Genomic DNA, 25,007 nt, shown 5'->3' with positions numbered 1-25,007 from the left:
GCCCGCGCACGGCCGCGTGAGGTGACACACCGTCAACTGCCCTCCCCGAGGTCTCCGGGAGGGCAGACGTCTGTCCACGGCCGCGAGGCTCAGCCGATGTCCGGCGGGTCGATCCGCACCCAGACCGGCTCCCCCGCCCCGCGCGCCATCCGCGCCGCCTGCGCGGCCTTCAGCGCGGCGGCCAGCGCCGCGCCCCTGCCCGGCGGCACCCGGATCAGCGCCCGCTCCCAGTGCTCCCCCGGCGGTGGAGCCCCGGGCCGCCGCGGCCGCCCAGGTGCGGTGACCGGAACCGGGACTGGACCCAGCACCTCCGCTTCCCCCGGCAGGTCCACCGCGCCGAGGAAGTCCGTCAGCGCCGCCGGCGCTCCGGACACGGACGCCATCCGCGACACGGGCGGGAAGCCCAGTTCGGCCCGGTCGGCCAGTTCGCGCACCGCGTGCCCGACGGGATCCCAGCGCACCAGTGCCTGCACGGGCCGGGCGGTGGCCTCGGCGACGACGGCGACGGTCCCGCCGGCGCTCTGCGGCCGTACCAGCGCGGCGGCCGCGATCCAGCGCCGCAGGGCGTCCTCCTCGGCCCGCAGGTCGGGCCGGCCCAGCATGGCCCAGCCGTCCAGCAGCAGCGCGGCCGCGTAGCCTCCTTCGGCGACGGGTTCCGCGCCGGGCGTGCTCACCACGAGCGCGGGCGTGGCCGGCACGGTGTCCAGGACGTGCTCGCGGCCCGAGGTGCGCACCGGGACCGCGGGGAACGCCCGGCCCAGCTCCTCGGCTGTACGCCGCGCCCCGACGACCTGGGCGCGCAGCCGGAAGGAACCGCACTCGGGGCAGTGCCAGCCTGTCTCGTCGCGTCCACACCAGCCACACCACAGCGATCCGCCGCCGTCCGCACCGTCCCGCGCCTCCAGCGGTCCCGAGCAGTGCCGGCAGCGCGCGGGCTCGCGGCACTGCGCGCAGGCCATGCGGGGCACGTATCCGCGGCGGGGCACCTGCACCAGCACCGGCCCGTGCCGCAGCCCCTCCCGCGCCACCTGCCACGCGAGCGTCGGCAGCCGGGCGGCGCGGGCCGCCTCGTCCCGGGCGAGGTCGCCGTCGCCGACGGTCCGCACCAGCGGCGCGGCGGCCCGCACCTGCTCCCTTACCGCGACGATCGGCCGGGCCCAGCCGCTCTCCACCAGCTGCGCGGCCTCGACGGTGCAGCTCCAGCCGCCGAGCAGGAAGGCGCACTTGTCCTGGGCGGCGCGCAGCAGCAGCACCTCGCGGGCGTGCGGCTGCGGGGCGTGCTGTTCGCTGTGGCTGTCGTCGCCGTCGTCCCACAGGGCGACCAGGCCCAGGTCCTGCACCGGCGCGAACATGGCGGCGCGGGTGCCGAGCACGGCCCGTACGGACCCGCGGCGCACGGCGAGCCACTCCCGGTAGCGCTTCTGCGGGCCGGCGTCGGCGGTGAGGACCGCGTGCCGTCCCTCGCCGAGCAGGGCGGTCAGGGCGGCGTCGACGCGGGCCACGGCCCGGCCGTCGGGCAGCACGACGAGGGCGCCGCGTCCGGCGGCCAGCGTGGCGGCGACGGCGCGGGCCAGCTCGTCGCTCCACTGCGGTCCCGGCAGCGCGTTCCACACCGCGCGCGGCGCGTTCCCGGCGGCGAGCGCCTCCAGGAAGGCCGCCCCCCGCTCGTAACGGGCCCAGGAGCCCGGCTCCGGGGCCTGTGGCGGGGGCAGCGGCGCGGGCGAGGGCCGCTGCTCGGCCCGCGCGCTGCGCGGCGGTACGGCGAGCTGCAGGACGTCGGCGAGGCTGCCGGCGTACCGGTCGGCGACGGCCCGGGCGAGGGCGAGCAGCTCGGGGCCGAGCACGGGCTCGGGTGAGACGACCTGGGCGAGCGCGGCGAGCGGCCCGGAGTAGTCGGACTCGGGGAGCCGCTCGATGAGGAAACCGTCGATCAGTCCGCCGCCCTCGCGCCGCCCCTCGCGCACCCGGTGCCGCCCGGCCCCGAAGCGGACCCGCACCCGCACGCCGGGCTGCGCGTCGGCGTCCAGCTCGGCGGGCACGGCGTAGTCGAAGTACCGGTCGAGGTGCAGCACACCCTTGTCGACGAGCACCCGCGCGACCGGCAGCGTGGGCGCGAGCGCGGCGCCCCGCCAGGTCCGCGGTTTGGCCCGCGGCTCCTTGGCCTTGCGCACGCTCTCCCGGATGAGCGCGAGCTGCTCCGGCGGCGCCCCCTCGGCGCCCCCGCCACCCGTCCCGTTCTCGCTGCTCACGCTTGCATTCTTACCAAACCCCACTGACAGCGACGCCGCCCGCGCACCCGGGGCGCCTGCCGACAGACCTGCCGGACGACGCGCGAAGGCCCGGCTCCCCCACGGGGGAACCGGGCCCAGGTGAAGCCGGACGCCGCTTACAGGCCGGCGGCCTTGCGCAGCGCGTCCACGCGGTCGGTGCGCTCCCAGGTGAAGTCGGCCAGCTCGCGGCCGAAGTGACCGTAGGCGGCCGTCTGGGCGTAGATCGGGCGCAGCAGGTCCAGGTCGCGGATGATCGCGGCCGGACGCAGGTCGAAGACCTCGTCGATGGCCTGCTCGATCTTCTCGACGTCGACCTTCTCGGTGCCGAAGGTCTCCACGAACAGACCCACCGGCTCGGCCTTGCCGATCGCGTACGCCACCTGCACCTCGCAGCGGGAGGCGAGACCCGCGGCGACGACGTTCTTCGCGACCCAGCGCATCGCGTACGCCGCCGAGCGGTCGACCTTGGACGGGTCCTTGCCGGAGAAGGCGCCGCCACCGTGGCGGGCCATGCCGCCGTAGGTGTCGATGATGATCTTGCGGCCGGTGAGGCCGGCGTCGCCCATCGGGCCGCCGATCTCGAAGCGGCCGGTGGGGTTGACCAGCAGTCGGTAGCCGTCGGTGTCCAGCTTGATGCCCTCGTCCAGCAGGGCCTTCAGCTCCGGCTCCACGACGAACTCGCGGATGTCGGGAGCGAGCAGGGACTCCAGGTCGATGTCGGAGGCGTGCTGGGAGGAGACCACGACGGTGTCGAGGCGGACCGCCTTCTCACCGTCGTACTCGATGGTGACCTGCGTCTTGCCGTCCGGGCGCAGGTAGGGGATCGTGCCGTTCTTGCGCACGTCGGACAGGCGCTTGGACAGGCGGTGCGCCAGGAAGATCGGCAGCGGCATCAGGGTCGGCGTCTCGTCGGACGCGTAGCCGAACATCAGGCCCTGGTCGCCCGCGCCCTGCCGGTCCAGCTCGTCCTCGTCGCCCTCGACCCGGGTCTCGTAGGCCGTGTCCACGCCCTGTGCGATGTCCGGGGACTGGGCGCCGATGGACACCGACACGCCGCAGGAGGCGCCGTCGAAGCCCTTCTTGGAGGAGTCGTAGCCGATCTCGAGGATCTTGCTGCGGACCAGAGTGGCGATGTCCGCGTAAGCCTTGGTGGTGACCTCGCCGGCCACGTGGACCAGGCCGGTGGTGATCAGCGTCTCGACGGCGACCCGGGAGGACGGGTCCTCGCGCAGGAGCGCATCGAGAATGGTGTCGCTGATCTGGTCAGCGATCTTGTCGGGGTGACCCTCGGTCACGGACTCCGAGGTGAACAGGCGACGGGACACAACGCTCCCTGGGGTTGCAGCGGCTGCTGGCTGATCGGTGGCGGACGGGTCGGGGGCTGCGCCCGGCGTCGTCCGCGAACAGTTTATCGGTCGGGCTCGGCCGCAGGGCCACGTGTCTCGCCCCTCGGGAGCCTTGTGACCTGCGGCACGGGCATTCTGCCCAATGACGAGCGGGCTTGGCCAGGGCGGCTTCGCACCCGATGGGGTGGGTCAGGGCCGCCAACCGGCCGAACGCGGGCTCACTCGAGGCGCTCGGCCACGAGGTCCCACACGGTGTCGGCGAGTGCTTCCTTGGGGCCGTGCGGTACGGGCGTTTCGCTGCCGTCGGCGCCGAGCACGACCGCCTCGTTCTCCTCGGAGCCGAAGGTCTTGCGCTCCCCCACCTCGTTGACCACGAGAAGGTCGCATCCCTTGCGGCGCAGTTTGGTGCGGCCGTTGGCCAGCACGTCGTCGGTCTCGGCGGCGAAGCCGACGACCACCTGACCGGGCCGGGCGCGGTCGGCGGAGATCTCCGCGAGGATGTCCGGATTGCGCACCAGGACGATCGGCTCTGGCTCCTGGCCGTCCTTCTTCTTGATCTTCCCGGAGGCGTAGGTCCGGGGCCGGAAGTCGGCGACGGCCGCGGCCATCACGACGGCGTCGGCGTCCGCGGCGGCCTTGACCACCGCCTCGCGCAGCTGCACGGCCGTGCCGACGGGGACGACGTCCACGCCGGCCGGGTCGGGCAGCGCGTCGGTGTTGGCGGCGACCAGGGTGACCCGGGCGCCGCGCGCGGCGGCGGTGCGCGCGAGGGCGTAGCCCTGCTTGCCGGAGGAGCGGTTGCCGAGGAAGCGGACCGGGTCGAGGGGCTCGCGGGTGCCGCCGGCGCTGACCACGACGTGCCGTCCGGCGAGGTCGGGCTCGCGCACCCCGCGGGCCAGGACACGGCGGCACACCTCGAAGATCTCGGCGGGGTCGGGCAGCCGGCCCTTGCCGGTGTCGACGCCCGTGAGCCGGCCGACGGCGGGGTCGATGACGACGGCGCCGCGCCGGCGCAGCGTCGCCACGTTCTCCTGGGTGGCGGGGTGCTCCCACATCTCGGTGTGCATGGCGGGCGCGAAGACCACCGGGCAGCGGGCAGTGAGGAGCGTGTTGGTCAGCAGGTCGTCGGCGAGGCCGTGGGCCGCCTTGGCGAGCATGTCGGCCGTGGCGGGCGCGACGACCACCAGGTCGGCCCGCTGGCCGATGCGCACGTGCGGGACCTCGTGGACGGCGTCCCAGACCTCGGTGGAGACGGGGTTGCCGGACAGCGCCGACCAGGTGGCCGCGCCGACGAAGTGCAGCGCCGACGCGGTGGGGACGACGCGGACGTCGTGGCCCGACTCGGTGAACCGGCGCAGCAGCTCGCACGCCTTGTAGGCGGCGATGCCGCCGCTGACCCCCAGAACGACCTTCGGCTTGTCCACCGTCACTCCCCGGACCTTGGATAACGTCTGACCCCCATGAGACACCACAGGCCCGGCAGCATGACTGCCGGGCCTGTGGAAAAACCCACTGCGGTGTGCAGATATGACTTACTGGCCCGGGCCCTCGACGGCCTCGGAGGTCAGCAGACCCGCGTTGATCTCACGCAGGGCGATCGAGAGCGGCTTCTCGTGGACGTGCGTGTCCACGAGGGGACCGACGTACTCGAGGAGACCCTCGCCGAGCTGCGAGTAGTACGCGTTGATCTGGCGGGCCCGCTTGGCCGCGTAGATCACGAGGCTGTACTTCGAGTCGGTGGCCTCGAGGAGCTCGTCGATCGGCGGGTTGATGATGCCCTCGGGCGCGGAGATGGAAGAGGACACGCTCTACCTTCCGATGGATGGGAAAAAACAGTCAGGGTGACCAGTTCCGATCACACTCAGTTCTGATCACACCGAGGTGACCAGTTTTGATCACACAACGTCCATCAAGGCTAGCAGCTCGCGCGCCACGTCCTCGACGGAGGTGTTGACCAGGGTCGTATCGAACTCCGGTTCGGCGGCCAGCTCGGTCCTGGCGACCCCCAGGCGGCGCTCGATGACCTCGGGCGGTTCGGTGCCGCGACCGGTGAGCCTGCGCACCAGCTCCTCCCAGGAGGGCGGGGCCAAGAACACCAGCTGGGCGTCGGGCATCGACCCGCGCACCTGGCGGGCGCCCTGGAGGTCGATCTCCAGCAGGACCGGCTCACCGTTCTCCAGCCGCTCCAGCACGGCCGCACGCGGCGTGCCGTAGCGGTTGCCGGCGAACTCGGCCCACTCCAGCAGCTCGCCGTTGGCGATCAGCTTGTCCATCTCCTCGTCCGTGACGAAGAAGTAGTGGACTCCATGCTGCTCGCCGGGGCGGGGCTTGCGGGTCGTCGCCGACACCGAGAGCCAGACCTCGGGGTGTTCTTTGCGCATATGAGCGACGACCGTGCTCTTGCCGACCCCCGAGGGGCCGGAGAGCACGGTCAGCCGCGGACGGACGTCCGGGGGCTCGGGGGTCGTCCCCCGGGGTGTTACAGCCATGCAGCGATTATTCCAGCAATCCCGGAGTGCCCGGGACTCCCTTCCCGCCGACGACCCGGTTCAGGAGCCCGTGCTGCCGAACTCGCGCTCCAGGGAAGCGATCTGGTTCGAGCCGAGCCCGCGCACGCGGCGGCTCTCGGAGATACCGAGTCGCTCCATGATCTGCTTGGCGCGGACCTTGCCCACGCCCGGCAGGGACTCCAGCAGAGCGGAGACCTTCATCTTGCCGATGACGTCGTTCTCCTGGCCCTGCTTGATGACCTCGTGCAGGGAGGCGCCGGAGTGCTTCAGTCGATTCTTGACCTCGGCCCGCTCCCGGCGAGCCGCGGCGGCCTTTTCGAGCGCGGCTGCGCGCTGTTCGGGGGTAAGGGGCGGAAGAGCCACGCCTACGTCACCTCGGATGTCGAACTGTCGGATACGGACCGGTGAGGAACCTAGTACGCCCCACACCTGGGGAGCCACGAGCAACACGCTCGCCCGTTCTCCCCACAGTCTTGGGGGCGTGGGTGGTGCCCCCACACGTCGGAGACTAGCGGTCAAGTCCGCCAGAGTCAGCGAGAACAGCGGAAAAGTCCTGGTCAGCCTCCGTCAGGACGGACATTTAGGACATATTGCCCCGGATTTGAGACTGTATCCAGACTCAAGGCGCCCCGGAAGTCCTCGCCGGACCCCTCCGACGAGACCTCTGGTCCCCCTCCGCTCTCAGGCGGCCGTCACGGCGGCACGGACCTCGTCTGCGAAGCGTTGCGCCGCGTCACGCAGAGCGACGACGTCGGGGCCGTGACGCAGCACACCCCGGCTGACGTTCGGCACCACGTTGCGCACCGCGCCGCCGAAGACCTGCGGAAGGTCCGCCGGGGTGGCCCCCTGGGCGCCGATGCCGGGCGCGAGGAGCGGCCCGTTGATGTCGAGGTCGTACGAGGACAGGTCGCCGAGCGTGGCGCCCACGACCGCGCCGAAGGAGCCCAGGGGCTCCTCCCCCGCGTTCTCGGCCGCCAGGTGCGCCAGCATGGTCGCGCCCACGCTGCGGCCGTCGGCGCGCACCGCGTGCTGCACCTCGCCGCCCTCCGGGTTCGACGTCAGCGCCAGCACGAACAGGCCGGCGCCGCTCTCCCGGGCCAGCGCGACGGCCGGGCTGAGCGAGCCGTAGCCGAGGTAGGGCGAGACGGTCAGGGCGTCCGAGAACAGCGGGGAGTCCCTGTGCAGGAACGCCTCCGCGTACGCGGCCATGGTGGAGCCGATGTCGCCGCGCTTGGCGTCCATGACGACCAGCGCGCCGGCCGCCCGGGCCTCCTCGACGGCCTTCTCCAGGACCGCCACGCCCCGGGAGCCGAACCGCTCGAAGAACGCCGCCTGCGGCTTGAGCACGGCGACCCGGTCGGCAACGGCCTCGACGACCGTGCGGCTGAACCGCTCCAGGCCGGTCACGTCGTCGTTCAGGCCCCACTCGGCGAGCAGGGAGGCGTGCGGGTCGATGCCGACGCACAGCGGGCCGCGCTCGTCCATGGCCCGGCGCAGGCGGGCGCCGAAGGGCTCCAGAGCACTCATGCGGACTTCCTCACGTCGGCGCCGACCGCGTCGGCGAGGGTGGCGTACGGGCTGGTGCGCAGGCGCGCGGCGAGTCCCTTGTGGACCGCCCGCATCCAGAAGGGCCCCTCGTAGATGAAGGCGCTGTAGCCCTGGACGAGCGTGGCGCCGGCCAGGATGCGCTGCCAGGCGTCCTCGGCGTTCTCGATGCCGCCGACGCCCACCAGGGTGATGCGGTCGCCCACGCGCGCGTACAGGCGCCGCAGGACCGCGAGGGAGCGCTCCTTGAGCGGGGCGCCGGACAGGCCGCCGGTCTCCTTGACCAGGGAGGGCTCGGAGCGCAGGCCGAGGCCGTCGCGGGCGATGGTGGTGTTCGTGGCGATGATGCCGTCCAGGCCGAGCTCCACGGCCAGGTCGGCGACCGCGTCGATGTCCTCGTCGGCGAGGTCCGGCGCGATCTTGACCAGGAGCGGGACGCGGCGCGCGGTGACCGCGCGGTCGGCGGCCTCGCGCACGGCGGTCAGCAGCGGGCGCAGGGCCTCGGTGGCCTGGAGGTTGCGCAGGCCGGGCGTGTTGGGCGAGGAGACGTTGACGACGAGGTAGTCGGCGTACGGCGCGAGGCGCTCGGCCGACTTCACGTAGTCGGCGGCGGCCTCCTCCTCGGGGACGACCTTGGTCTTGCCGATGTTGACGCCGACGACGGTCCTGAAGGCGGGGTCGCGGGAGGCCAGGCGGGCGGCGACGGCCAGCGAGCCGTCGTTGTTGAAGCCCATGCGGTTGAGCAGTGCCCGGTCCTTGACCAGGCGGAACAGCCGCTTCTTGGGGTTGCCGGGCTGCGGCTCGCCGGTGACCGTGCCGATCTCGACGTGGTCGAAGCCGAGCATCGCCATGCCGTCGATGGCGACGGCGTTCTTGTCGAAGCCGGCGGCGAGCCCGAAGGGGCCGTGCATGCGCAGGCCCAGGGCCTCGGTGCGCAGCTCCTTGTGGCGGGGGGCGAGGGCGGCGGCGACGAAGGTGCGCAGCACCGGGATGCGGGCGGCGAGGCGGATCCAGCGGAAGGCCAGGTAGTGGGCCTGCTCGGGATCCATGCGCGCGAAGAAGAGCTTGAAGAAGATCTTGTACATCGGTGTCGGTGTCCTCATGACGAGGGGGACACCGCTGATCCGGTGTCCCCCTCGTCGGCTGCTAGTCGCGGGCCGCGGTCAGGTGTTCGGCGTGTTCCTGCAGGGAGCGCACGCCCACGTCTCCGTGGTTGAGGGCGTCGATGCCCTGGACGGCGGCCGCGAGGGCCTGGACCGTCGTCAGGCAGGGCACGGAGCGTGCCACCGCCGCCGTACGGATCTCGTAGCCGTCGAGGCGGCCGCCGGTGCCGTACGGGGTGTTGACGATGAGGTCGACCTCCCCGTCGTGGATGAGCTGGACGATGGTCTTCTCGCCGTTCGGGCCCTCGCCCTCGGACTGCTTGCGCACGACCGTGGCGTTGATGCCGTTGCGCTTGAGGACCTCGGCGGTGCCGGAGGTGGCCAGCAGCTCGAAGCCGTGGGCGACCAGCTCGCGCGCCGGGAAGATCATCGAGCGCTTGTCGCGGTTGGCGACCGAGATGAACGCGCGGCCCTTGGTGGGCAGCGGGCCGTAGGCGCCGGCCTGCGACTTGGCGTACGCCGTGCCGAAGACGGAGTCGATGCCCATGACCTCGCCGGTGGAGCGCATCTCCGGGCCGAGGACGGTGTCCACGCCGCGGCCGGAGGTGTCGCGGAAGCGGCTCCACGGCATCACGGCCTCCTTGACGGAGATCGGCGCGTCCAGCGGCAGCTCGCCGCCGTCGCCGGTCCTGGGCAGCAGGCCCTCGGCGCGCAGCTCGGCGATGGTCGTGCCCATGGAGATGCGGGCGGCGGCCTTGGCCAGCGGCACCGCGGTCGCCTTGGAGGTGAACGGCACGGTCCGGGAGGCGCGCGGGTTGGCCTCCAGGACGTAGAGGATGTCACCGGCCATCGCGAACTGGATGTTGATCAGGCCGCGTACCCCGACGCCCTTGGCGATCGCCTCGGTGGAGGCGCGCAGGCGCTTGATGTCGAAGCCGCCCAGCGTGATCGGGGGCAGCGCGCACGCCGAGTCGCCGGAGTGGATGCCGGCCTCCTCGATGTGCTCCATCACACCGCCGAGGTAGAGCTCCTCGCCGTCGTAGAGCGCGTCGACATCGATCTCGATGGCGTCGTCGAGGAACCGGTCGACCAGCACCGGACGGGTCGGGCTGATCTCGGTGGACTCGGCGATGTAGGTGGCCAGGCGGGTCTCGTCGTAGACGATCTCCATGCCGCGGCCGCCGAGGACGTACGAGGGGCGGACCAGAACCGGGTAGCCGATCTCGTCGGCGATCGCCTTGGCCTCGTCGAAGGTGGTGGCGGTGCCGTGCTTGGGAGCCGGCAGGCCCGCCTCCTTCAGCACCCGGCCGAAGGCGCCCCGGTCCTCGGCCGCGTGAATGGCCTCGGGCGGGGTGCCGACGATCGGCACGCCGTTGTCCTTCAGCGCCTGCGCCAGGCCCAGCGGGGTCTGGCCGCCGAGCTGGACGACGACACCGGCGACGGGGCCGGCCTGCTGCTCGGCGTGGACGATCTCCAGCACGTCCTCGAGCGTCAGCGGCTCGAAGTACAGGCGGTCGGAGGTGTCGTAGTCGGTGGAGACGGTCTCCGGGTTGCAGTTGACCATCACCGTCTCGTAGCCCGCGTCGCTGAGCGCGAAGGAGGCGTGGACGCAGGAGTAGTCGAACTCGATGCCCTGGCCGATGCGGTTCGGGCCGGAGCCCAGGATGATCACCGCGGGCTTCTCGCGCCGCGCGACCTCGTTCTCCTCGTCGTAGGAGGAGTAGAAGTACGGCGTCTTCGCGGCGAACTCGGCGGCGCAGGTGTCGACCGTCTTGTAGACCGGGCGGATGCCGAGGGCGTGCCGGACCTCGCGGACGACGTCCTCGCGCAGGCCGCGGATCTCGGCGATCTGCTGGTCGGAGAAGCCGTGCCGCTTGGCCTCGGCGAGCAGTTCGGAGGTCAGCTCGGGGGCCTCGGCCAGCTCGTCCGCGATCTCCTTGATCAGGAAGAGCTGGTCGACGAACCAGGGGTCGATCTTCGTGTAGTCGAAGATCTCCTCGGGGGTGGCGCCCGCGCGGATGGCCTGCATGACCGTGTTGATCCGGCCGTCCGTGGGGCGCACGGCCTCCTCGAGGAGGGCGGTCTTGTCGCCGGGGTCACCCACGAAGGTGAACTGGCTGCCCTTCTTCTCCAGCGAGCGCAGCGCCTTCTGGAAGGCCTCGGGGAAGTTGCGGCCGATGGCCATGGCCTCGCCGACCGACTTCATGGTGGTGGTCAGCGTGGAGTCGGCCTGCGGGAACTTCTCGAAGGCGAACCGCGGGGCCTTGACCACGACGTAGTCGAGGGTCGGCTCGAAGGATGCCGGGGTCTCGGCGGTGATGTCGTTCGGGATCTCGTCCAGCGTGTAGCCGACGGCCAGCTTGGCGGCGATCTTGGCGATCGGGAAGCCGGTGGCCTTGGACGCGAGCGCCGAGGAGCGGGACACGCGCGGGTTCATCTCGATGACGATCACGCGACCGTCCTCGGGGTTCACCGCGAACTGGATGTTGCAGCCGCCGGTGTCGACGCCGACCTCGCGGATGACGGCGATGCCGACGTCGCGCAGGATCTGGTACTCGCGGTCGGTGAGCGTCATCGCCGGGGCGACGGTGATGGAGTCACCGGTGTGCACGCCCATCGGGTCGAAGTTCTCGATGGAGCAGACGACCACGACGTTGTCGTGCTTGTCGCGCATCAGCTCCAGCTCGTACTCCTTCCAGCCGAGGATGGACTCCTCCAGGAGCACCTCGGTGGTCGGGGAGAGTGTGAGGCCCTGGCCGGCGATGCGGCGCAGCTCCTCCTCGTCGTGCGCGAAGCCGGAGCCGGCGCCGCCCATGGTGAAGGAGGGGCGCACGACGACCGGGTAGCCGCCGAGGGTCTCGACGCCCTTGAGGACGTCGTCCATGGTGTGGCAGATGACCGAGCGGGCGGACTCGCCGTGCCCGATCTTCTTGCGGACCTCCTCGACGACCTCCTTGAACTGGTCGCGGTCCTCGCCCTTGTGGATGGCCTCGGGCTTGGCGCCGATCAGCTCGACGCCGTACTTGGCGAGGACGCCGTTCTCGTGCAGCGAGATGGCGGTGTTCAGGGCCGTCTGGCCGCCCAGGGTGGGCAGCAGCGCGTCGGGGCGCTCCTTGGCGATGATCTTCTCGACGAACTCCGGGGTGATCGGCTCGACGTAGGTGGCGTCGGCGATCTCCGGGTCGGTCATGATCGTCGCCGGGTTGGAGTTGACGAGGATCACGCGAAGGCCCTCGGCCCTCAGCACGCGGCACGCCTGGGTGCCGGAGTAGTCGAACTCGGCGGCCTGGCCGATGACGATCGGGCCGGAGCCGATGACCAGGACGGACTGGATATCGGTGCGCTTAGGCACGCTGGCCCTCCATCAGGGAAACGAAGCGGTCGAACAGGTAGGCGGCGTCGTGCGGGCCGGCAGCCGCTTCGGGGTGGTACTGGACGGAGAAGGCCGGCTGGTCGAGCAGCTGGAGCCCCTCCACGACGTTGTCGTTCAGGCAGACGTGGGACACCTCGGCGCGGCCGAAGGGCGTCTCGCTGACCTGGTCGAGCGGCGCGTCCACGGCGAAGCCGTGGTTGTGGGCGGTGACCTCGACCTTGCCGGTGGTGCGGTCCTGGACCGGCTGGTTGATGCCGCGGTGGCCGTACTTCAGCTTGTAGGTGCCGAAGCCGAGGGCGCGGCCGAGGATCTGGTTGCCGAAGCAGATGCCGAAGAGCGGGGTCTTGCGCTCCAGCACGGCCTGCATCAGGGCGACGGGACCGTCGGCGGTGGCGGGGTCGCCGGGGCCGTTGGAGAAGAACACGCCGTCGGGGCTGACGGCGTAGACGTCGTCGGCGGTGGCGGTCGCGGGCAGGACGTGCACCTCGATGCCGCGCTCGGCCATGCGGTGCGGGGTCATGCCCTTGATGCCGAGGTCGATGGCGGCGACGGTGAACTTCTTCTCACCGACCGCCGGGACGACGTAGGCCTCCTTGGTGGCGACCTCCTCGTACAGGCTGGCGCCCTTCATGTGGGGCTGCGCCTGCACCAGGACGAGCAGCTCGTCGTCCGACTTGACGGCCTCGCCGGAGAAGATGCCGGCGCGCATGGAGCCGCGCTCGCGCAGGTGGCGGGTCAGGGCCCGGGTGTCGATGCCGGAGATGCCGACGACACCCTGGTTGACCAGCTCGTCGTCCAGGGAGCGCTTGGCGCGCCAGTTGGACGGCACGCGCGCGGGGTCGCGCACGACGTAGCCGGAGACCCAGATGCGGCCCGACTCGTCGTCCTCGTCGTTCCAGCCGGTGTTGCCGATCTGCGGGGCGGTCGCGACGACGATCTGCCGGTCGTACGAGGGGTCGGTGAGGGTCTCCTGGTAGCCGGTCATGCCGGTGGAGAACACGGCCTCGCCGAAGGTCTCCCCCACGGCCCCGTAGGCGCGGCCGCGGAAGATCCGGCCGTCCTCCAGGACGAGTACGGCGGGAACCTTCTCGGTTCCCCTTGTGGAGGTCGTCATCGTGCGCCTTCCGTCTTGTTGATCATGTCGTTCAGGGTGTCGACCCATTCGGTGTGCTCGGCCGCGTGGTCGGAGCGGAAGCCGGAGTCGATCAGTTTGTCGCCGTGGGCCCAGGTCAGCACCAGCAGTCCGCCCTCGGTGAGGACCTTGCCGGCGATGCCCTTGTCCAGCCGGGCCCCGCGCAGCTGCGCGGCCGGGACGAAGAAGTCGCGCGCGCCGGGGCGTACGACGTCCAGTCCTTCGTCCGTCAGGGTGAGCTCGGCCCGGCTGCGGGTGCCCAGGCCGTGCGCCACGATGCGGTCGAGCCACTGTCCGGCGGTGGTGGAGCCGTGGTAGCGGCCGCTCATGCTCAGTTTCGCCGGGCCGGTCCTCTCCGGCGCGCTGGGCAGTTCGGGCAGGTCGCCCTGGAGAGTGCCGCGCCACTTCCAGCCCTCGCGCATCAGCCAGTAGACGAGCGCGATGAAGAGGAGGAGGCCGATCACCCAGCCGAGGCGGGCGGCCCAGTCGGTGACCGGTGCCGACTTCTCTGCGGCTGTGAGCAGTGGTGCAGGTGTCACGTGAGCTTCCCGTCGACGAGCGTGGCCTTGCCCCGCAGCCACGTGTGCGTCACACGGCCCGGCAGCTCACGCCCCTCGTAGGGGGTGTTGCGGCTGCGCGAGGCGAAGCCCGCGGGGTCCACCTGGCCACGGTATTCCGTGTCGACGAGGGTGAGGTTGGCGGGCTCACCAGCCGAGACGGGACGGCCGTGCCCGGTGGCCTGTCCGATCTGCGCGGGCTTGACGGACATCCGGTCGGCGACGCCGGCCCAGTCCAGCAGGCCCGTGTCGACCATGGTCGCCTGGACCACCGACAGCGCGGTCTCCAGGCCGACCATGCCCATGGCGGCGGCGGCCCACTCGCAGTCCTTGTCCTCGTGCGGGTGCGGGGCGTGGTCGGTGGCGACGATGTCGATCGTGCCGTCGGCGAGGGCCTCGCGCAGCGCCATCACGTCACGCTCGGTGCGCAGCGGCGGGTTGACCTTGTAGACCGGGTTGTAGGTGCGCACCAGCTCGTCGGTGAGGAGCAGGTGGTGCGGGGTGACCTCGGCCGTGACCTGGATGCCGCGGGACTTGGCCCAGCGGACGATCTCGACGCTGCCGGCGGTCGACAGGTGGCAGATGTGCACCCGGGAGCCGACGTGCTCGGCGAGCAGCACGTCCCGCGCGATGATCGACTCCTCGGCGACGGCCGGCCAGCCGCCCAGGCCCAGCTCGGCGGAGACGACGCCCTCGTTCATCTGGGCGCCCTCGGTGAGCCGCGGCTCCTGCGCGTGCTGGGCGACGACACCGCCGAAGGCCTTCACGTACTCCAGGGCGCGGCGCATGATCACGGCGTCGTCGACGCACTTGCCGTCGTCGGAGAAGACGGTGACGCCGGCGGCCGACTCGTGCATGGCGCCCAGCTCGGCGAGCTTCCTGCCCTCGAGGCCGACGGTGACGGCGCCGATGGGCTGCACATCGCAGTAGCCGTGCTCCTTGCCGAGCCGCCAGACCTGCTCGACGACACCGGCGGTGTCGGCGACCGGGAAGGTGTTGGCCATGGCGAACACGGAGGTGTAGCCGCCGCCGGCCGCCGCGCGCGTGCCGGTGAGCACGGTCTCGGAGTCCTCACGGCCGGGCTCGCGCAGATGGGTGTGCAGGTCGACCAGGCCCGGGAGCAGCACCTTGCCGGCCGCCTCGACGACCTCGGCGCCCTCCGCGGACAGGCCCTGGCCCACCGCGGCGATCTGCGAACCGTCGATCAGGACGTCCTGCGGCTCGCCGCCGAGCACCTTCGCACCACGGATCAGGATCTTGCTCATGTCTTACTTCTCCTCGATGCGGGTGTGGGTGACGGCGGGCTCGTTGCCGCCCAGCAGCAGGTACAGGACGGCCATCCGGATGGAGACGCCGTTGGCGACCTGCTCGATGGCGGTGCAGCGGCCGGAGTCGGCGACCTCGGCGGTGATCTCCATGCCGCGGACCATCGGGCCGGGGTGCATCACGATGGCGTGCTCGGGCAGCTTGGCCATGCGGTCGCCGTCGAGGCCGTAGCGGCGGGAGTACTCGCGCTCGGTGGGGAAGAAGGCGGCGTTCATCCGCTCGCGCTGGACGCGCAGCATCATCACCGCGTCGCACTTGGGCAGCGTCGAGTCGAGGTCGTAGGAGACCTCGCAGGGCCAGGTCTCGATGCCGACCGGCACCAGGGTGGGCGGCGCGACGAGGGTGACCTCGGCGCCCAGGGTGTGCAGCAGGTCGACGTTGGAGCGGGCGACCCGGCTGTGCAGGACGTCGCCGACGATGGTGATCCGCTTGCCGGCGAGGTCCTGGCCGAGCCCGGCGTCCCGGCCGACCAGCCGGCGGCGCATGGTGAAGGCGTCCAGCAGGGCCTGAGTGGGGTGCTGGTGGGTGCCGTCGCCGGCGTTGATGACGGCGGCGTCGATCCAGCCGGAGTTGGCCAGGCGGTAGGGGGCGCCGGAGGCGCCGTGCCGGATGACGACGGCGTCGACGCCCATCGCCTCCAGGGTCTGGGCGGTGTCCTTCAGGGACTCGCCCTTGGAGACGCTGGAGCCCTTGGCGGAGAAGTTGATGACGTCCGCGGACAGCCGCTTCTCGGCGGCCTCGAAGGAGATCCGGGTGCGGGTGGAGTCCTCGAAGAAGAGGTTGACGATCGTGCGGCCGCGCAGGGTCGGCAGCTTTTTGATCGGCCGGTCGGCGACCCGGGCCATCTCCTCGGCGGTGTCGAGGATCAGGACGGCGTCGTCGCGGGTGAGGTCGGCGGCCGAGATGAGATGACGCTGCATCTGTCAGGCTCCGTAAGGCAGTTCAATTCGGGAGGATGTGCGCACATCGGCGCGTGTGCGGGCATGCCGAAGCGGCCCGGCGCGCGAGGTGCTACTGGTCGGCCGTCACACCGAGCAGCACGGTGTCGCGACCGTCCTCCTCGGCGAGCAGGACCTTGACCGTCTCCCGCAACGACGTGGGGAGGTTCTTGCCGACGTAGTCGGCGCGGATCGGCAGTTCCCGGTGGCCGCGGTCGACCAGGACCGCGAGCTGCACCGCGCGGGGGCGCCCGATGTCGTTCAGGGCGTCGAGGGCGGCGCGGATGGTGCGGCCGGAGAACAGCACGTCGTCGACGAGGACGACGAGCTTGCCGTCGATGCCGTCACCGGGGATCTCGGTGCGGGCCAGCGCACGCGGTGGGTGCATGCGCAGGTCGTCGCGGTACATGGTGATGTCCAGCGAGCCGACCGGCACCTTGCGCTCGGTGATCTGCTCGAGCTTGGCGGCGAGCCGCTGGGCGAGGAAGACGCCCCGGGTGGGGATGCCGAGGAGCACCACGTCGTCGGCGCCCTTGGCGCGCTCGACGATCTCGTGGGCGATGCGGGTCAGTACCCGCGCGATGTCGGGGCCTTCGAGAACGGGCCTCGCATCGGACGCTTGCGTGTCCATACGAAAAGGACCTCCTTCTCCGCCTCACGGGACGGACCTTAAAGGACGTCGGGTTTGCGTCATCCACGGTAGCAGGCCGCGGCGGCACCCGGGTGACCACCCCCGCGCCGCCCGGGACGACACCCACGGGATCGCCCCGGCACGGTCCGCGACGCGCCGGGGCGCCACCCGCCCGGCCCCCCGTCACCACCCGTTCGGCGTAGTCGGTGGCCACTACCACGGAAGAGTCGGTGTGGACCATTCGGCTTGACGCAGGAGAATCACGCTGCGTAACCTCACAGTGAGTTACCAGCCGCGCGGCATGGACGAAGCCAGTCGCGTCGACACAGTGCCGGGGAGCTATATGTCCAGCGAATACGCCAAACAGCTCGGGGCCAAGCTCCGGGCCATCCGCACCCAGCAGGGCCTTTCCCTCCACGGTGTCGAGGAGAAGAGCCAGGGACGCTGGAAGGCGGTCGTGGTCGGTTCGTACGAGCGCGGCGACCGTGCCGTGACCGTGCAGCGCCTCGCCGAGCTGGCGGACTTCTACGGCGTTCCGGTGCAGGAGCTGCTCCCGGGCACGACCCCCGGCGGTGCCGCCGAGCCCCCGCCGAAGCTCGTCCTGGACCTGGAGCGCCTGGCCCACGTCCCGGTGGAGAAGGCGGGCCCGCTGCAGCGCTACGCGGCCACGATCCAGTCCCAGCGCGGCGACTACAACGGCAAGGTGCTCTCCATCCGCCAGGACGACCTGCGCACACTCGCCGTCATCTACGACCAGTCGCCCTCGGTCCTCACCGAGCAGCTGATCAGCTGGGGCGTGCTGGACGCGGACGCGCGTCGCGCGGTCGCCCACGAGGAGAGCTGAGCGCTCGGGGCGCCCTCAGCAGAAACGTCACTACCAGGGGCGGAGCCGCACGGCTCCGCCCCTGCTGCGTATCCGCCCGCTCGCCGCATCCAGACCGGTGCGCTCGTGGACCGTCCCGTTACCCCTTCGGGGCGCGGCCCTCTGTGCCACGATCCTGGCGAGCGGATCGTCGAGGATGCCGGGGGGCGGCCATGTCGGTGAACGGCCAGCAGGACGAGGCGTTGGACGCCCTGGTGGATCTCGTGCGGGACATCCACGCGGGTCATCTCAGCGAGGAGGCTGCCGAGCAGCGCATACGGTCCACGCCATGGCCGCTGACCGAGGACGAGGCACGTCATCTGGTGGCTTTCGGCGCGCACCAGGTCCGGGCCGGTGCCCTCGCCACGGGTTATCTGGTGGCCCGGCTTCTCATGGCGCTGTCCGAGCGGCGCTGGGGGCGGGGCCGCTCGTCCCCCTGGTGGCCGGCCGCCGACCTCCTGGTGGAGGCCGTACGGCTCGACCTCGTGGAGCGACCCAGCGGCGCGCGGCTGCGGCTGGCCTGCGCCGTCGCCGACGAGCAGATCGAAAACCTCCGGAAGGCCGGGGAGCTGGAGGAACTGGCCGAGACCATGTACGCGGCGGGGATCCTCCGGGTCCATCCCCACATCGCCGCGCCGGTGCTGGACGACGCCCTCGCCGTCCGGGAGCGGCAGAACCGCGGCCTCGTGCACGGCCGTCTGTTCACCCCCGACTCCGCCGCAGAAGGGGGAACGGACGAGGACCCGGCCGTCCCCGAAGGCCTGCCCCACCCCGTGGACGCGGCGCTGGAGGCGCTGCCCTACCTCTACGGTGCGGTGGGCCTCAGCCACGGCCACGAACGCGCCCGCTGTCTGAACGCCGTGAACGAGGCCCTTGCCGTCCTCATGCAGGACCCCGAGGCCGGGAACTGGACGATGGACTCCTGGCTGTCGAACTACCGCAGCGCGGCGGCCCTGATCGACCCGGCACGCGACCCCGTCAACGCGATACGGCTGCGGCGGATCCTGGCGCACTACGACGGCGAGCCCGCGCCGGACACCCTCCGGGAACTGCTGCCGCTGCCGCTGTCCGAGCTGGTGAGAGCCCTGGGTGAACGGGAGACCTGGGCCGTGCTGGACCAGGCGCTGCATCTGCTGCGGGAGACCGGACGACGCGATCTGCTGCGGGAGTTGGTGACGACCGTCCACACCGACTTACCCGAGCCCAGGGACCGGGAGCAGCTCTGGGAGGTGTGGCACAGCCACCTCCATGTGCTGCCCGGCGACCCGACGCCCTGCCCCGCCGACGACACCGAGGAGGGGATCAGGCGCGCGTTCGCCCGGACGATCACGGACGCTCCTGCCCACCCCGCGACCCTGGTGCATCTGGCGGCGCACTTGTACCAGGCCGGGCATGCCCGGGCCGCCCGGGCGCTGCTGGACGGGTTCCGCGACGATCTCCCGGATGCGGGACCCGAGGCGGAGGCCGCCCTTGGCTGCCTGCTGGGCAGCGCCTCGGCCGCGGCGGCCACCGCCTGCGAGGAGGAGCGCCGGTGGGCGGACGCGATCGACCTGCACACGCAGGCTGCTCGCCATTACGCCGCGCTGGGCCTGCGGGGGCAGGCTCTGCGGGAAGTGGGCCTGATGGTGCGGTGCACGGACTCGGGCGACGCCGACGAGGTCACGCGCGCGGCCGTCATGCTCCGCATGGGGGCGGCGCCGCGTCTGCAGGCCGGCCTGCACGAGAAGTCGGCCTTCGCCCTCGTCGCGGCGACCCAACGGCTCGGCAGCCGCATGGCGGAGGGCCGGCAGTCGGCGGGCGCCGTGTGGATGCTGCAAACGGCCGCCAAGGGCCTCGACTTCTCCGGCGCGCTTCTGGCGCCCGGCCCCCGCCGGCCCCTGCCCCTGCTCGTGGAACTGCGGCGCCGGGTCGAGGAACTCGAGAACGGGCTCGGCGAGTCCGCGCCGCCGCGGCTGTACGAGATCGCCGAAGACCTGGAGATGCTCTGCTACGCCGGCCCCCAGGAACACGCGCCCGGGCACGGCGAACGCGAGCTCCTGGGCAATCTCCGGCGGTCCTTCGACCGTCAGCTCTCCCGCAGCCTGTACGCGCCGGGGCTGGTGGCGGAGGGCTCCGCGTACCCGGACCTGCGTGATGTCGTGGCCGCGCTGCCCTCGGACACCGTGCTGATCTCGATGTGGATCGCGCAGCAGCCCCGGGGGATGGAAGCGGCTGGCCCGGACGGTCAACCCGCCGCCGCGGTGCACCTGATGACGATCACCGCGGAGGGGGTCAGGGACATCCGGGTGCTGCCGTTCGGCGGCATGCCGGGCGCGGTGCTCCAGGTGAGCAAGGACGGCTACCGGCAGACCATGCATCCCCTGGCCCAGGACGTGGCCGAGGTGCGCGAGGTGGTCCGTACCGACCCTCTGCACGGTGAGGTCACGAGGATCGGCCGGGAGCAGCTGGACTTCAGCGGGTTCTTCGGCGATCTGGGCGAGGTGCTGACCCGCCTGCACGGCGAGGGAAAACGGCACCTGTGCTTCTGGGCCCACGGTCCCCTGCACTTCCTGCCCTTCCCGCTGCTCCGGCTGGCGGGACGTCCGCTGGCCGACGACTGGACCGTGACCACCGTGCCGAGCCCGGTCTGTGTCACCGGCGCCCAGGACGTCGGGCCGCGCACCGGGGAGGGACTCGTGTCGCTGGGTGCCGCGCTGGGCGGCACGCCCTGGGGACTGCGGCCGGAGCCGGCGCTGGACGAGCACGCGGCGACGGTGGCCACCCTCGCGGGCGGTGTCACGCTGGTCGGCCCGGAGGCGGCACCGGCGTCCTTCCTGGCCCGCGCCGAGGGCGCCCGCTATGTGCACGTGGCGGCGCACGGGGCGCACAGCCAGGACGCCTCCTGGTTCCAGTGCCTGTACCTCAACCCACCCGGGGAGGGAGCGGACGGCCGGCTCTTCGGGCATCAGGTCCTGACCCATGACCTGCGGGGCGTGGATCTGGTCACCCTGGGTGCCTGTGAATCGGCCCTCGGACGCTTCGACCTCGCCGACAACCCGCGCGGGCTGCCCGCCGCGTTCCTGCTGGCCGGGGCGCGCGCAGTGGTCGGCTGTCTGTGGCCGGTACGGACCGACTCGGCGACCTGCTTCTTCGGTGAGCTGTACGGACATCTCACCGCTCACCACGACACCGTGGGCGCCTTCCGCCACGCCCAGACGGTCACCCGCGCCCGCTTCCCCCAGTACCGCGACTGGGGGGCCTTCGCCTATCACGGCGGCTGGACGCGCCCCGACGAAAGGACCGGCTGATGTCTTACGAACTGCCCCCGCTCACCACGTACGACGTCGATCTGGTCGTGCCCGCGACGCTCCAGGGGAACACCACCGAGGAGCGCATCCGCCGTCGGCTGACCGTCACCGAGCCCTATGTCGTCCGGCAGACCATCGAGCAGTTGCACGAGCGCGGGGTGAACCCGGCCCTGCTGGCGGCCTCCTCGCCGCACGACGACTACTTCCTGCTGATGTTCGGCTGCGCGTTCCGGCCGGACCCGGACGGCGATTCCGTGCCGTTCAAGGACGCGCACATCGGCATCCGGCTCGAATCGCCCGGCGGCGGACGGCAGCCCGTGGCCCTGGCCATGTCCCCCGACACGGCGAGCGCCGCGAGCGGGAACAGCTTTCGCATCGCCGTGTCGTTGCCGCTGCTGGGCGTGGCGGAGCCGTCCGTGGAGTACGCGGGGGACGGGACGAGGGAAGAGCAGCACACCACCGCCTACGGCCTCGGCAGCAGCAATCCGGAGTGGCTGCTGCGCGAGCTGCCGGGCCACCCGCTGACCGGGGTCTGGCTGACGGTGGCGGTGTGCGCGCCCACCGGGTCCCCAGTCGTGGCCGAGGTGATCGTGGCGGCCTCTCTGCGGAGGATGAAGGTACTGCGCAGCCGGGCGGAGCTGCCGCCACGGCTGCACACCATCGATCTCACGTCGATCGCCCAGCCGCTGCCCGGCGGCCCGTCCGGGGCGCTGCCGCACGGAGCGGGCGGGCAGTGACTGGGGAACGCCAAGGGCCCGCGGACGGATCCGCGGGCCCTCGGGCATGGCATGAACAGCGGGCGTCAGGCCTGGTCCCGGCGCAGCGACGGCTTGAGCTCCTTGAGCCGGCCGAGCAGACCGTTGACGAACGACGGCGACTCGTCGGTGGAGAACTCCTTGGCCAGCTGCACCATTTCGTCCAGGACGACGGCGTCCGGGGTCTCGTCGACCCAGATCAGCTCGTAGGCGCCCAGACGCAGGATGTTGCGGTCGACGACCGGCATCCGGTCCAGCGTCCAGCCCACCGCGTACTGCGCGAGCAGCTCGTCGATGCGCCGCGCGTGCTCGGCGTAGCCCTCGACCAGCTGCATCGTGTACTCGCTCACCGGCGGCTGCCGGGTGTCGGAGCGGGACAGCCGGACCCAGTCCGCGAGGACCGTCAGAACGTCGGCGTCGCGCTGGTCGCCCTCGAAGAGGATCTGGAAGGCGCGCTTGCGGGCCGTGTTGCGGGCAGCCACGGTTAGCTGTTCACCCGGCCGAGGTAGTCGCTGGTGCGGGTGTCGACCTTGATCTTCTCACCGGTGGTGATGAAGAGCGGGACCTGGATCTGGTGGCCGGTCTCCAGCGTGGCGGGCTTGGTGCCACCGGTGGAGCGGTCACCCTGGACACCCGGCTCGGTCTCCTGGACGGTCAGCTCGACGGCGGCCGGCAGCTCGACGAAGAGCACCTCGCCCTCGTGCTGCGCGACGGTGGCCGTGAAGCCCTCGATCAGGAAGTTGGCGGCGTCGCCGACGGCCTTGCGGTCGACCATCAGCTGGTCGTAGGTCTCCATGTCCATGAAGACGAAGTACTCGCCGTCCATGTAGGAGAACTGCATGTCGCGCTTGTCGACGGTGGCCGTCTCGACCTTGACGCCGGCGTTGAAGGTCTTGTCGACGACCTTCCCGGACAGCACGTTCTTGAGCTTGGTGCGCACGAAGGCCGGGCCCTTGCCGGGCTTGACGTGCTGGAACTCGACGACGGACCAGAGCTGGCCGCCTTCGAGCTTGAGCACCATGCCGTTCTTGAGGTCGTTCGTGGAAGCCACGGTTGCGGAATCTCCTGGACTGACGTGGACGACCCCGGGGCACGCACCTGCCTAGAGGGCGAGCAGCTCCTTGGTCGTGATGGTGAGTAGCTCGGGTCCGCCGTCCGCCTCGGGGCGGACGACGAGCGTGTCATCGATCCGGACACCGCCCCGGCCCGGGAGGTGGACCCCAGGTTCGACGGTGACCGGCACGCAAGCGTCCAGTTTACCCATGGCCGAGGGACTCAACTGAGGGTCCTCGTCGATTTCGAGTCCGACACCGTGCCCGGTGAGCGGCAGAAGGCGCTCGGAGTGGCCCGCGGAGTCCAGCACCTGGCGGGCCGCGCGGTCCACGTCCCGGTACGCGGTGCCCGGCGTCAGGCTCTCCCGGCCGGCCCGCTGCGCGGCGAAGACCAGGTCGTACAGCTCGATCTGCCAGTCGGCGGGCGAGGTGCCGATGACGAAGGTGCGGCCGATCTCGCAGCGGTAACCACGGTAGGTCGCGCCCAGGCAGACGGAGAGGAAGTCGCCCTCCTCCACCCGGCGGTCCGTGGGCCGGTGCCCGCGCCGCCCCGCGTTCGGGCCGGTGGCCACGGAGGTGGCGAAGGCGGGCCCGTCGGCTCCGTGGTCGACCAGGCGGCGCTCCAGCTCCAGGGCGAGGTGCCGTTCGGTGCGGCCGACGAGGATGGACTCCAGCAGCTCACCGAGGGCCTGGTCGGCGATCTCCGCGCCGATGCGCAGACAGGAGATCTCCTCCTCGTCCTTGACCACCCTGAGCTGCTCCACCGCGCCGCCCAGGTCGGTCAGCCGCAGCCGGGGCGCCACCGAGCGGATCGCCCGGTGCCGGGCGACGGTGAGGTGGTGCTCCTCCAGCGCGACGGAGTCCAGGCCCGCGGCCTGCGCCAGTCCCGCGGCCGCGACGGCGGCGTCACCGCCGGGACCGGACAGGGTGTGGACGCGCACCCCCTCGTCGGGGCGGCCCTCGGCGGGCCGGTCCTCGAGCGGATCGGCGCACACCAGGACATCGTCGTCCTTGCTCAGCAGCAGTGCGGCACCCTGCGGGGACGCGCCCGCCAGGTAGCGGATGTTGGCGGGACGGGTCACCAGGGCGGAGGGGCTGCCGCCCACGTTGCAGCGTTCTCTCAGCCTGGCCCGGCGGGTCGCGTACACCTCTGACATGAGACGAGCGTAGGAGCGGTGGCCGGATTGTGCCGGTTGGGAAGGGCCGATGGGGGTGCCGCCGAGGGGGTGGCCCGGCTACGCCGCGGGCGGCGCCGTCACCACTGCGGCGGACTCGCTATCGCCCTCGCCAGGACGTCGTCCAGCAGCTTCGCCGTCTCCGGGACGTCCAGCTGGGAGTTGTCGATGATCGGCAGGCCCGAGCCGTACCAGCCGGCCATCCGGCCGTGGATACGGGCGACCTCCTCGTCGGTGAGGCGGCGGTTGCCGCTGCGTTCGGCGTTGCGCTCCAGCACGATGTCGAGTCCCGGCAGCAGGACGACCGGGAGCAGGCCGGGGCCCACATGCCGTTTCCAGCCACCGAGCCCGACGACCGGGCGGTCGGGGAAGACGGCGTCGTCGAGGATGCAGGAGATGCCGTTGGCGAGGAAGTTGCGCGCGGCGAAGCCGCAGGTGCGGCGGGCCAGGCGGTACTGCGCCTCCGAGTGGTCGTTCCAGCCCGACTGGGGGTCGGCGAAGCCCGAGCGCACCCATTCGCGCACGTCGTCGAGGCTGATGTGGGCCGTGGGCACCCCTCGGTGGTCGGCCCAGTAGCGGGCGACGCTGGTCTTGCCTGCCCCGGCCGGGCCGATCAGCAGGACGGCGAGGGTGGTGGTCGCCGGGTCGGGCGTGACCGGGGAAGGCGGGGCCATGGGCACGCCGACCGGGCCGCCCGGGGGCAGCGCGACATGGCCGGTGGTGTCGGGGGGCGGGGGCGCGGAGAGGTGCGGCGGCATCGCCTGGGGCGGTGCCGCGGGGTGCGGCGGGAGCGGGCCGGAGGGCGGCGCTCCGGTGAAGCCCGGAGGCGGCGGGGGCACGGGCCCGGAGCCCTGCGGTGCGCGGGCCGGCCCCTGGGGGGCGCCCGGGTGGTGTGCGGCCGGTGACCAGCCGACGGCCGGTCCGTGCCCCGGCTGGTGGGGCGGCGGCAGCGGAGAACCCACTGCATGCTGCATCCGGTGCCACTCCGTCTCGTACAGAAGATTGACGCTGGCCAGCGGGTGCGAGCCCCGCCCTACCGAACGGTACCGCCCCCGGCCGCTGATTGGTGAACGGCCGGGGGCGGTGTGAAGTGCCCGCTGTGGATGGTGAATCGGACGGATGGGACCCCGCGGCAGTTACCGTCC

At 71.9% G+C, this 25,007-nt stretch carries 21 protein-coding genes; 3 read left to right on the top strand and 18 right to left on the bottom strand.

What is annotated here, in order from left to right:
- Positions 1–89: 89 nt before the first annotated feature.
- The 14 genes from ACF1GV_RS35065 to pyrR all read right to left on the bottom strand — a co-directional run bounded on the left by ACF1GV_RS35065 (position 90) and on the right by pyrR (position 16,731).
- The gene (locus ACF1GV_RS35065) at positions 90–2,249 is read right to left on the bottom strand and encodes a primosomal protein N' (RefSeq protein ID WP_391689176.1); all 2,160 of its coding nucleotides are present in this window, start codon (positions 2,247–2,249) and stop codon (positions 90–92) included.
- 137 nt (positions 2,250–2,386) lie between these two features.
- Complete coding sequence (gene metK / locus ACF1GV_RS35060; RefSeq protein WP_391689173.1) at positions 2,387–3,595, bottom strand: methionine adenosyltransferase; 1,209 nt, start codon at positions 3,593–3,595, stop codon at positions 2,387–2,389.
- A gap of 239 nt (positions 3,596–3,834) precedes the next feature.
- A complete protein-coding gene (coaBC, locus tag ACF1GV_RS35055) occupies positions 3,835–5,040 on the bottom strand; it encodes a bifunctional phosphopantothenoylcysteine decarboxylase/phosphopantothenate--cysteine ligase CoaBC (RefSeq protein ID WP_391689170.1) in 1,206 nt (401 codons plus the stop codon).
- A gap of 108 nt (positions 5,041–5,148) precedes the next feature.
- Positions 5,149–5,421 (bottom strand): DNA-directed RNA polymerase subunit omega, encoded by a 273-nt coding sequence (gene rpoZ / locus ACF1GV_RS35050; RefSeq protein WP_004933985.1) that lies wholly within the window; start codon positions 5,419–5,421, stop codon positions 5,149–5,151.
- 90 nt (positions 5,422–5,511) lie between these two features.
- Entirely contained in the window at positions 5,512–6,105 is a 594-nt protein-coding gene (gene gmk, locus ACF1GV_RS35045; protein ID WP_363265055.1) for a guanylate kinase, read from the bottom strand.
- 60 nt (positions 6,106–6,165) lie between these two features.
- Positions 6,166–6,489, bottom strand: a complete 324-nt coding sequence (locus ACF1GV_RS35040) for an integration host factor (RefSeq protein WP_003977346.1) — start codon at positions 6,487–6,489, stop codon at positions 6,166–6,168.
- 318 nt (positions 6,490–6,807) lie between these two features.
- The gene (gene pyrF / locus ACF1GV_RS35035) at positions 6,808–7,653 is read right to left on the bottom strand and encodes an orotidine-5'-phosphate decarboxylase (RefSeq protein WP_391689168.1); all 846 of its coding nucleotides are present in this window, start codon (positions 7,651–7,653) and stop codon (positions 6,808–6,810) included.
- Positions 7,650–8,756, bottom strand: coding sequence for a quinone-dependent dihydroorotate dehydrogenase (locus tag ACF1GV_RS35030; RefSeq protein ID WP_391689411.1), 1,107 nt, complete (start codon positions 8,754–8,756; stop codon positions 7,650–7,652). The genes pyrF and ACF1GV_RS35030 overlap by 4 nt, the downstream gene beginning before the upstream one ends.
- 61 nt (positions 8,757–8,817) lie before the next feature.
- The gene (gene carB / locus ACF1GV_RS35025; protein ID WP_391689165.1) at positions 8,818–12,126 is read right to left on the bottom strand and encodes a carbamoyl-phosphate synthase large subunit; all 3,309 of its coding nucleotides are present in this window, start codon (positions 12,124–12,126) and stop codon (positions 8,818–8,820) included.
- A complete protein-coding gene (carA, locus tag ACF1GV_RS35020; protein WP_391689162.1) occupies positions 12,119–13,261 on the bottom strand; it encodes a glutamine-hydrolyzing carbamoyl-phosphate synthase small subunit in 1,143 nt (380 codons plus the stop codon). Before carA ends, carB begins: the two co-directional genes overlap by 8 nt.
- Positions 13,258–13,818 (bottom strand): hypothetical protein, encoded by a 561-nt coding sequence (locus ACF1GV_RS35015; protein WP_391689159.1) that lies wholly within the window; start codon positions 13,816–13,818, stop codon positions 13,258–13,260. Before ACF1GV_RS35015 ends, carA begins: the two co-directional genes overlap by 4 nt.
- A complete protein-coding gene (locus tag ACF1GV_RS35010) occupies positions 13,815–15,101 on the bottom strand; it encodes a dihydroorotase (RefSeq protein WP_391689156.1) in 1,287 nt (428 codons plus the stop codon). The genes ACF1GV_RS35015 and ACF1GV_RS35010 overlap by 4 nt, the downstream gene beginning before the upstream one ends.
- 3 nt (positions 15,102–15,104) lie before the next feature.
- Positions 15,105–16,082, bottom strand: a complete 978-nt coding sequence (locus ACF1GV_RS35005; RefSeq protein ID WP_363265049.1) for an aspartate carbamoyltransferase catalytic subunit — start codon at positions 16,080–16,082, stop codon at positions 15,105–15,107.
- 91 nt (positions 16,083–16,173) lie between these two features.
- Positions 16,174–16,731 carry a bifunctional pyr operon transcriptional regulator/uracil phosphoribosyltransferase PyrR gene (gene pyrR, locus ACF1GV_RS35000; protein ID WP_363265048.1) on the bottom strand — a complete coding sequence of 186 codons (558 nt, stop codon included), beginning with the start codon at positions 16,729–16,731 and terminating at the stop codon, positions 16,174–16,176.
- A 343-nt stretch (positions 16,732–17,074) separates the two neighbouring features.
- On the opposite strand from pyrR, the gene bldD reads away from it, so the two are divergent.
- The 3 genes from bldD to ACF1GV_RS34985 all read left to right on the top strand — a co-directional run bounded on the left by bldD (position 17,075) and on the right by ACF1GV_RS34985 (position 21,617).
- Entirely contained in the window at positions 17,075–17,575 is a 501-nt protein-coding gene (gene bldD, locus ACF1GV_RS34995; protein ID WP_110626898.1) for a transcriptional regulator BldD, read from the top strand.
- Positions 17,576–17,766: 191 nt separating this feature from the next.
- On the top strand, positions 17,767–20,880 hold the full coding sequence (locus ACF1GV_RS34990; RefSeq protein WP_391689151.1) for a CHAT domain-containing protein: 3,114 nt from the start codon (positions 17,767–17,769) through the stop codon (positions 20,878–20,880).
- Positions 20,880–21,617, top strand: a complete 738-nt coding sequence (locus tag ACF1GV_RS34985) for a hypothetical protein (protein WP_391689148.1) — start codon at positions 20,880–20,882, stop codon at positions 21,615–21,617. The genes ACF1GV_RS34990 and ACF1GV_RS34985 overlap by 1 nt, the downstream gene beginning before the upstream one ends.
- A 65-nt stretch (positions 21,618–21,682) precedes the next feature.
- On the opposite strand, the gene nusB is transcribed toward ACF1GV_RS34985, so the two are convergent.
- The 4 genes from nusB to ACF1GV_RS34965 all read right to left on the bottom strand — a co-directional run bounded on the left by nusB (position 21,683) and on the right by ACF1GV_RS34965 (position 24,836).
- Positions 21,683–22,117 (bottom strand): transcription antitermination factor NusB, encoded by a 435-nt coding sequence (gene nusB, locus ACF1GV_RS34980; protein ID WP_363265044.1) that lies wholly within the window; start codon positions 22,115–22,117, stop codon positions 21,683–21,685.
- Positions 22,118–22,119: 2 nt separating this feature from the next.
- Positions 22,120–22,686 carry an elongation factor P gene (gene efp / locus ACF1GV_RS34975; protein ID WP_043498973.1) on the bottom strand — a complete coding sequence of 189 codons (567 nt, stop codon included), beginning with the start codon at positions 22,684–22,686 and terminating at the stop codon, positions 22,120–22,122.
- Positions 22,687–22,737: 51 nt separating this feature from the next.
- Complete coding sequence (locus ACF1GV_RS34970) at positions 22,738–23,844, bottom strand: aminopeptidase P family protein (RefSeq protein WP_391689144.1); 1,107 nt, start codon at positions 23,842–23,844, stop codon at positions 22,738–22,740.
- A gap of 98 nt (positions 23,845–23,942) precedes the next feature.
- Positions 23,943–24,836: a Pro-rich N-terminal domain-containing protein gene (locus ACF1GV_RS34965; protein ID WP_391689141.1), complete on the bottom strand. Its 894-nt coding sequence runs from the start codon at positions 24,834–24,836 to the stop codon at positions 23,943–23,945.
- Positions 24,837–25,007 lie beyond the last annotated feature (171 nt).

This window comes from Streptomyces sp. NPDC014006 (genome assembly GCF_043088925.1).
In the GTDB taxonomy this organism is placed as follows: Bacteria; Actinomycetota; Actinomycetes; order Streptomycetales; family Streptomycetaceae; genus Streptomyces.
The sequence above is the reverse complement of the archived record's forward strand: the minus strand, read 5'-3'. Positions and strand labels throughout refer to the sequence as shown.

Coding starts and splice junctions, on each gene's coding strand:
- ACF1GV_RS35010 (WP_391689156.1), bottom strand. CDS start 15,101: ATGAGCAAGATCCTGATCCGTGGTGCGAAGGTGCTCGGCGGCGAGCCG.
- gmk (WP_363265055.1), bottom strand. CDS start 6,105: ATGGCTGTAACACCCCGGGGGACGACCCCCGAGCCCCCGGACGTCCGT.
- pyrF (WP_391689168.1), bottom strand. CDS start 7,653: ATGAGTGCTCTGGAGCCCTTCGGCGCCCGCCTGCGCCGGGCCATGGAC.
- ACF1GV_RS35005 (WP_363265049.1), bottom strand. CDS start 16,082: ATGCAGCGTCATCTCATCTCGGCCGCCGACCTCACCCGCGACGACGCC.
- ACF1GV_RS34965 (WP_391689141.1), bottom strand. CDS start 24,836: ATGCAGCATGCAGTGGGTTCTCCGCTGCCGCCGCCCCACCAGCCGGGG.
- pyrR (WP_363265048.1), bottom strand. CDS start 16,731: ATGGACACGCAAGCGTCCGATGCGAGGCCCGTTCTCGAAGGCCCCGAC.
- ACF1GV_RS34990 (WP_391689151.1), top strand. CDS start 17,767: ATGTCGGTGAACGGCCAGCAGGACGAGGCGTTGGACGCCCTGGTGGAT.
- carA (WP_391689162.1), bottom strand. CDS start 13,261: ATGACGACCTCCACAAGGGGAACCGAGAAGGTTCCCGCCGTACTCGTC.
- ACF1GV_RS34985 (WP_391689148.1), top strand. CDS start 20,880: ATGTCTTACGAACTGCCCCCGCTCACCACGTACGACGTCGATCTGGTC.
- bldD (WP_110626898.1), top strand. CDS start 17,075: ATGTCCAGCGAATACGCCAAACAGCTCGGGGCCAAGCTCCGGGCCATC.
- ACF1GV_RS34970 (WP_391689144.1), bottom strand. CDS start 23,844: ATGTCAGAGGTGTACGCGACCCGCCGGGCCAGGCTGAGAGAACGCTGC.
- ACF1GV_RS35030 (WP_391689411.1), bottom strand. CDS start 8,756: ATGTACAAGATCTTCTTCAAGCTCTTCTTCGCGCGCATGGATCCCGAG.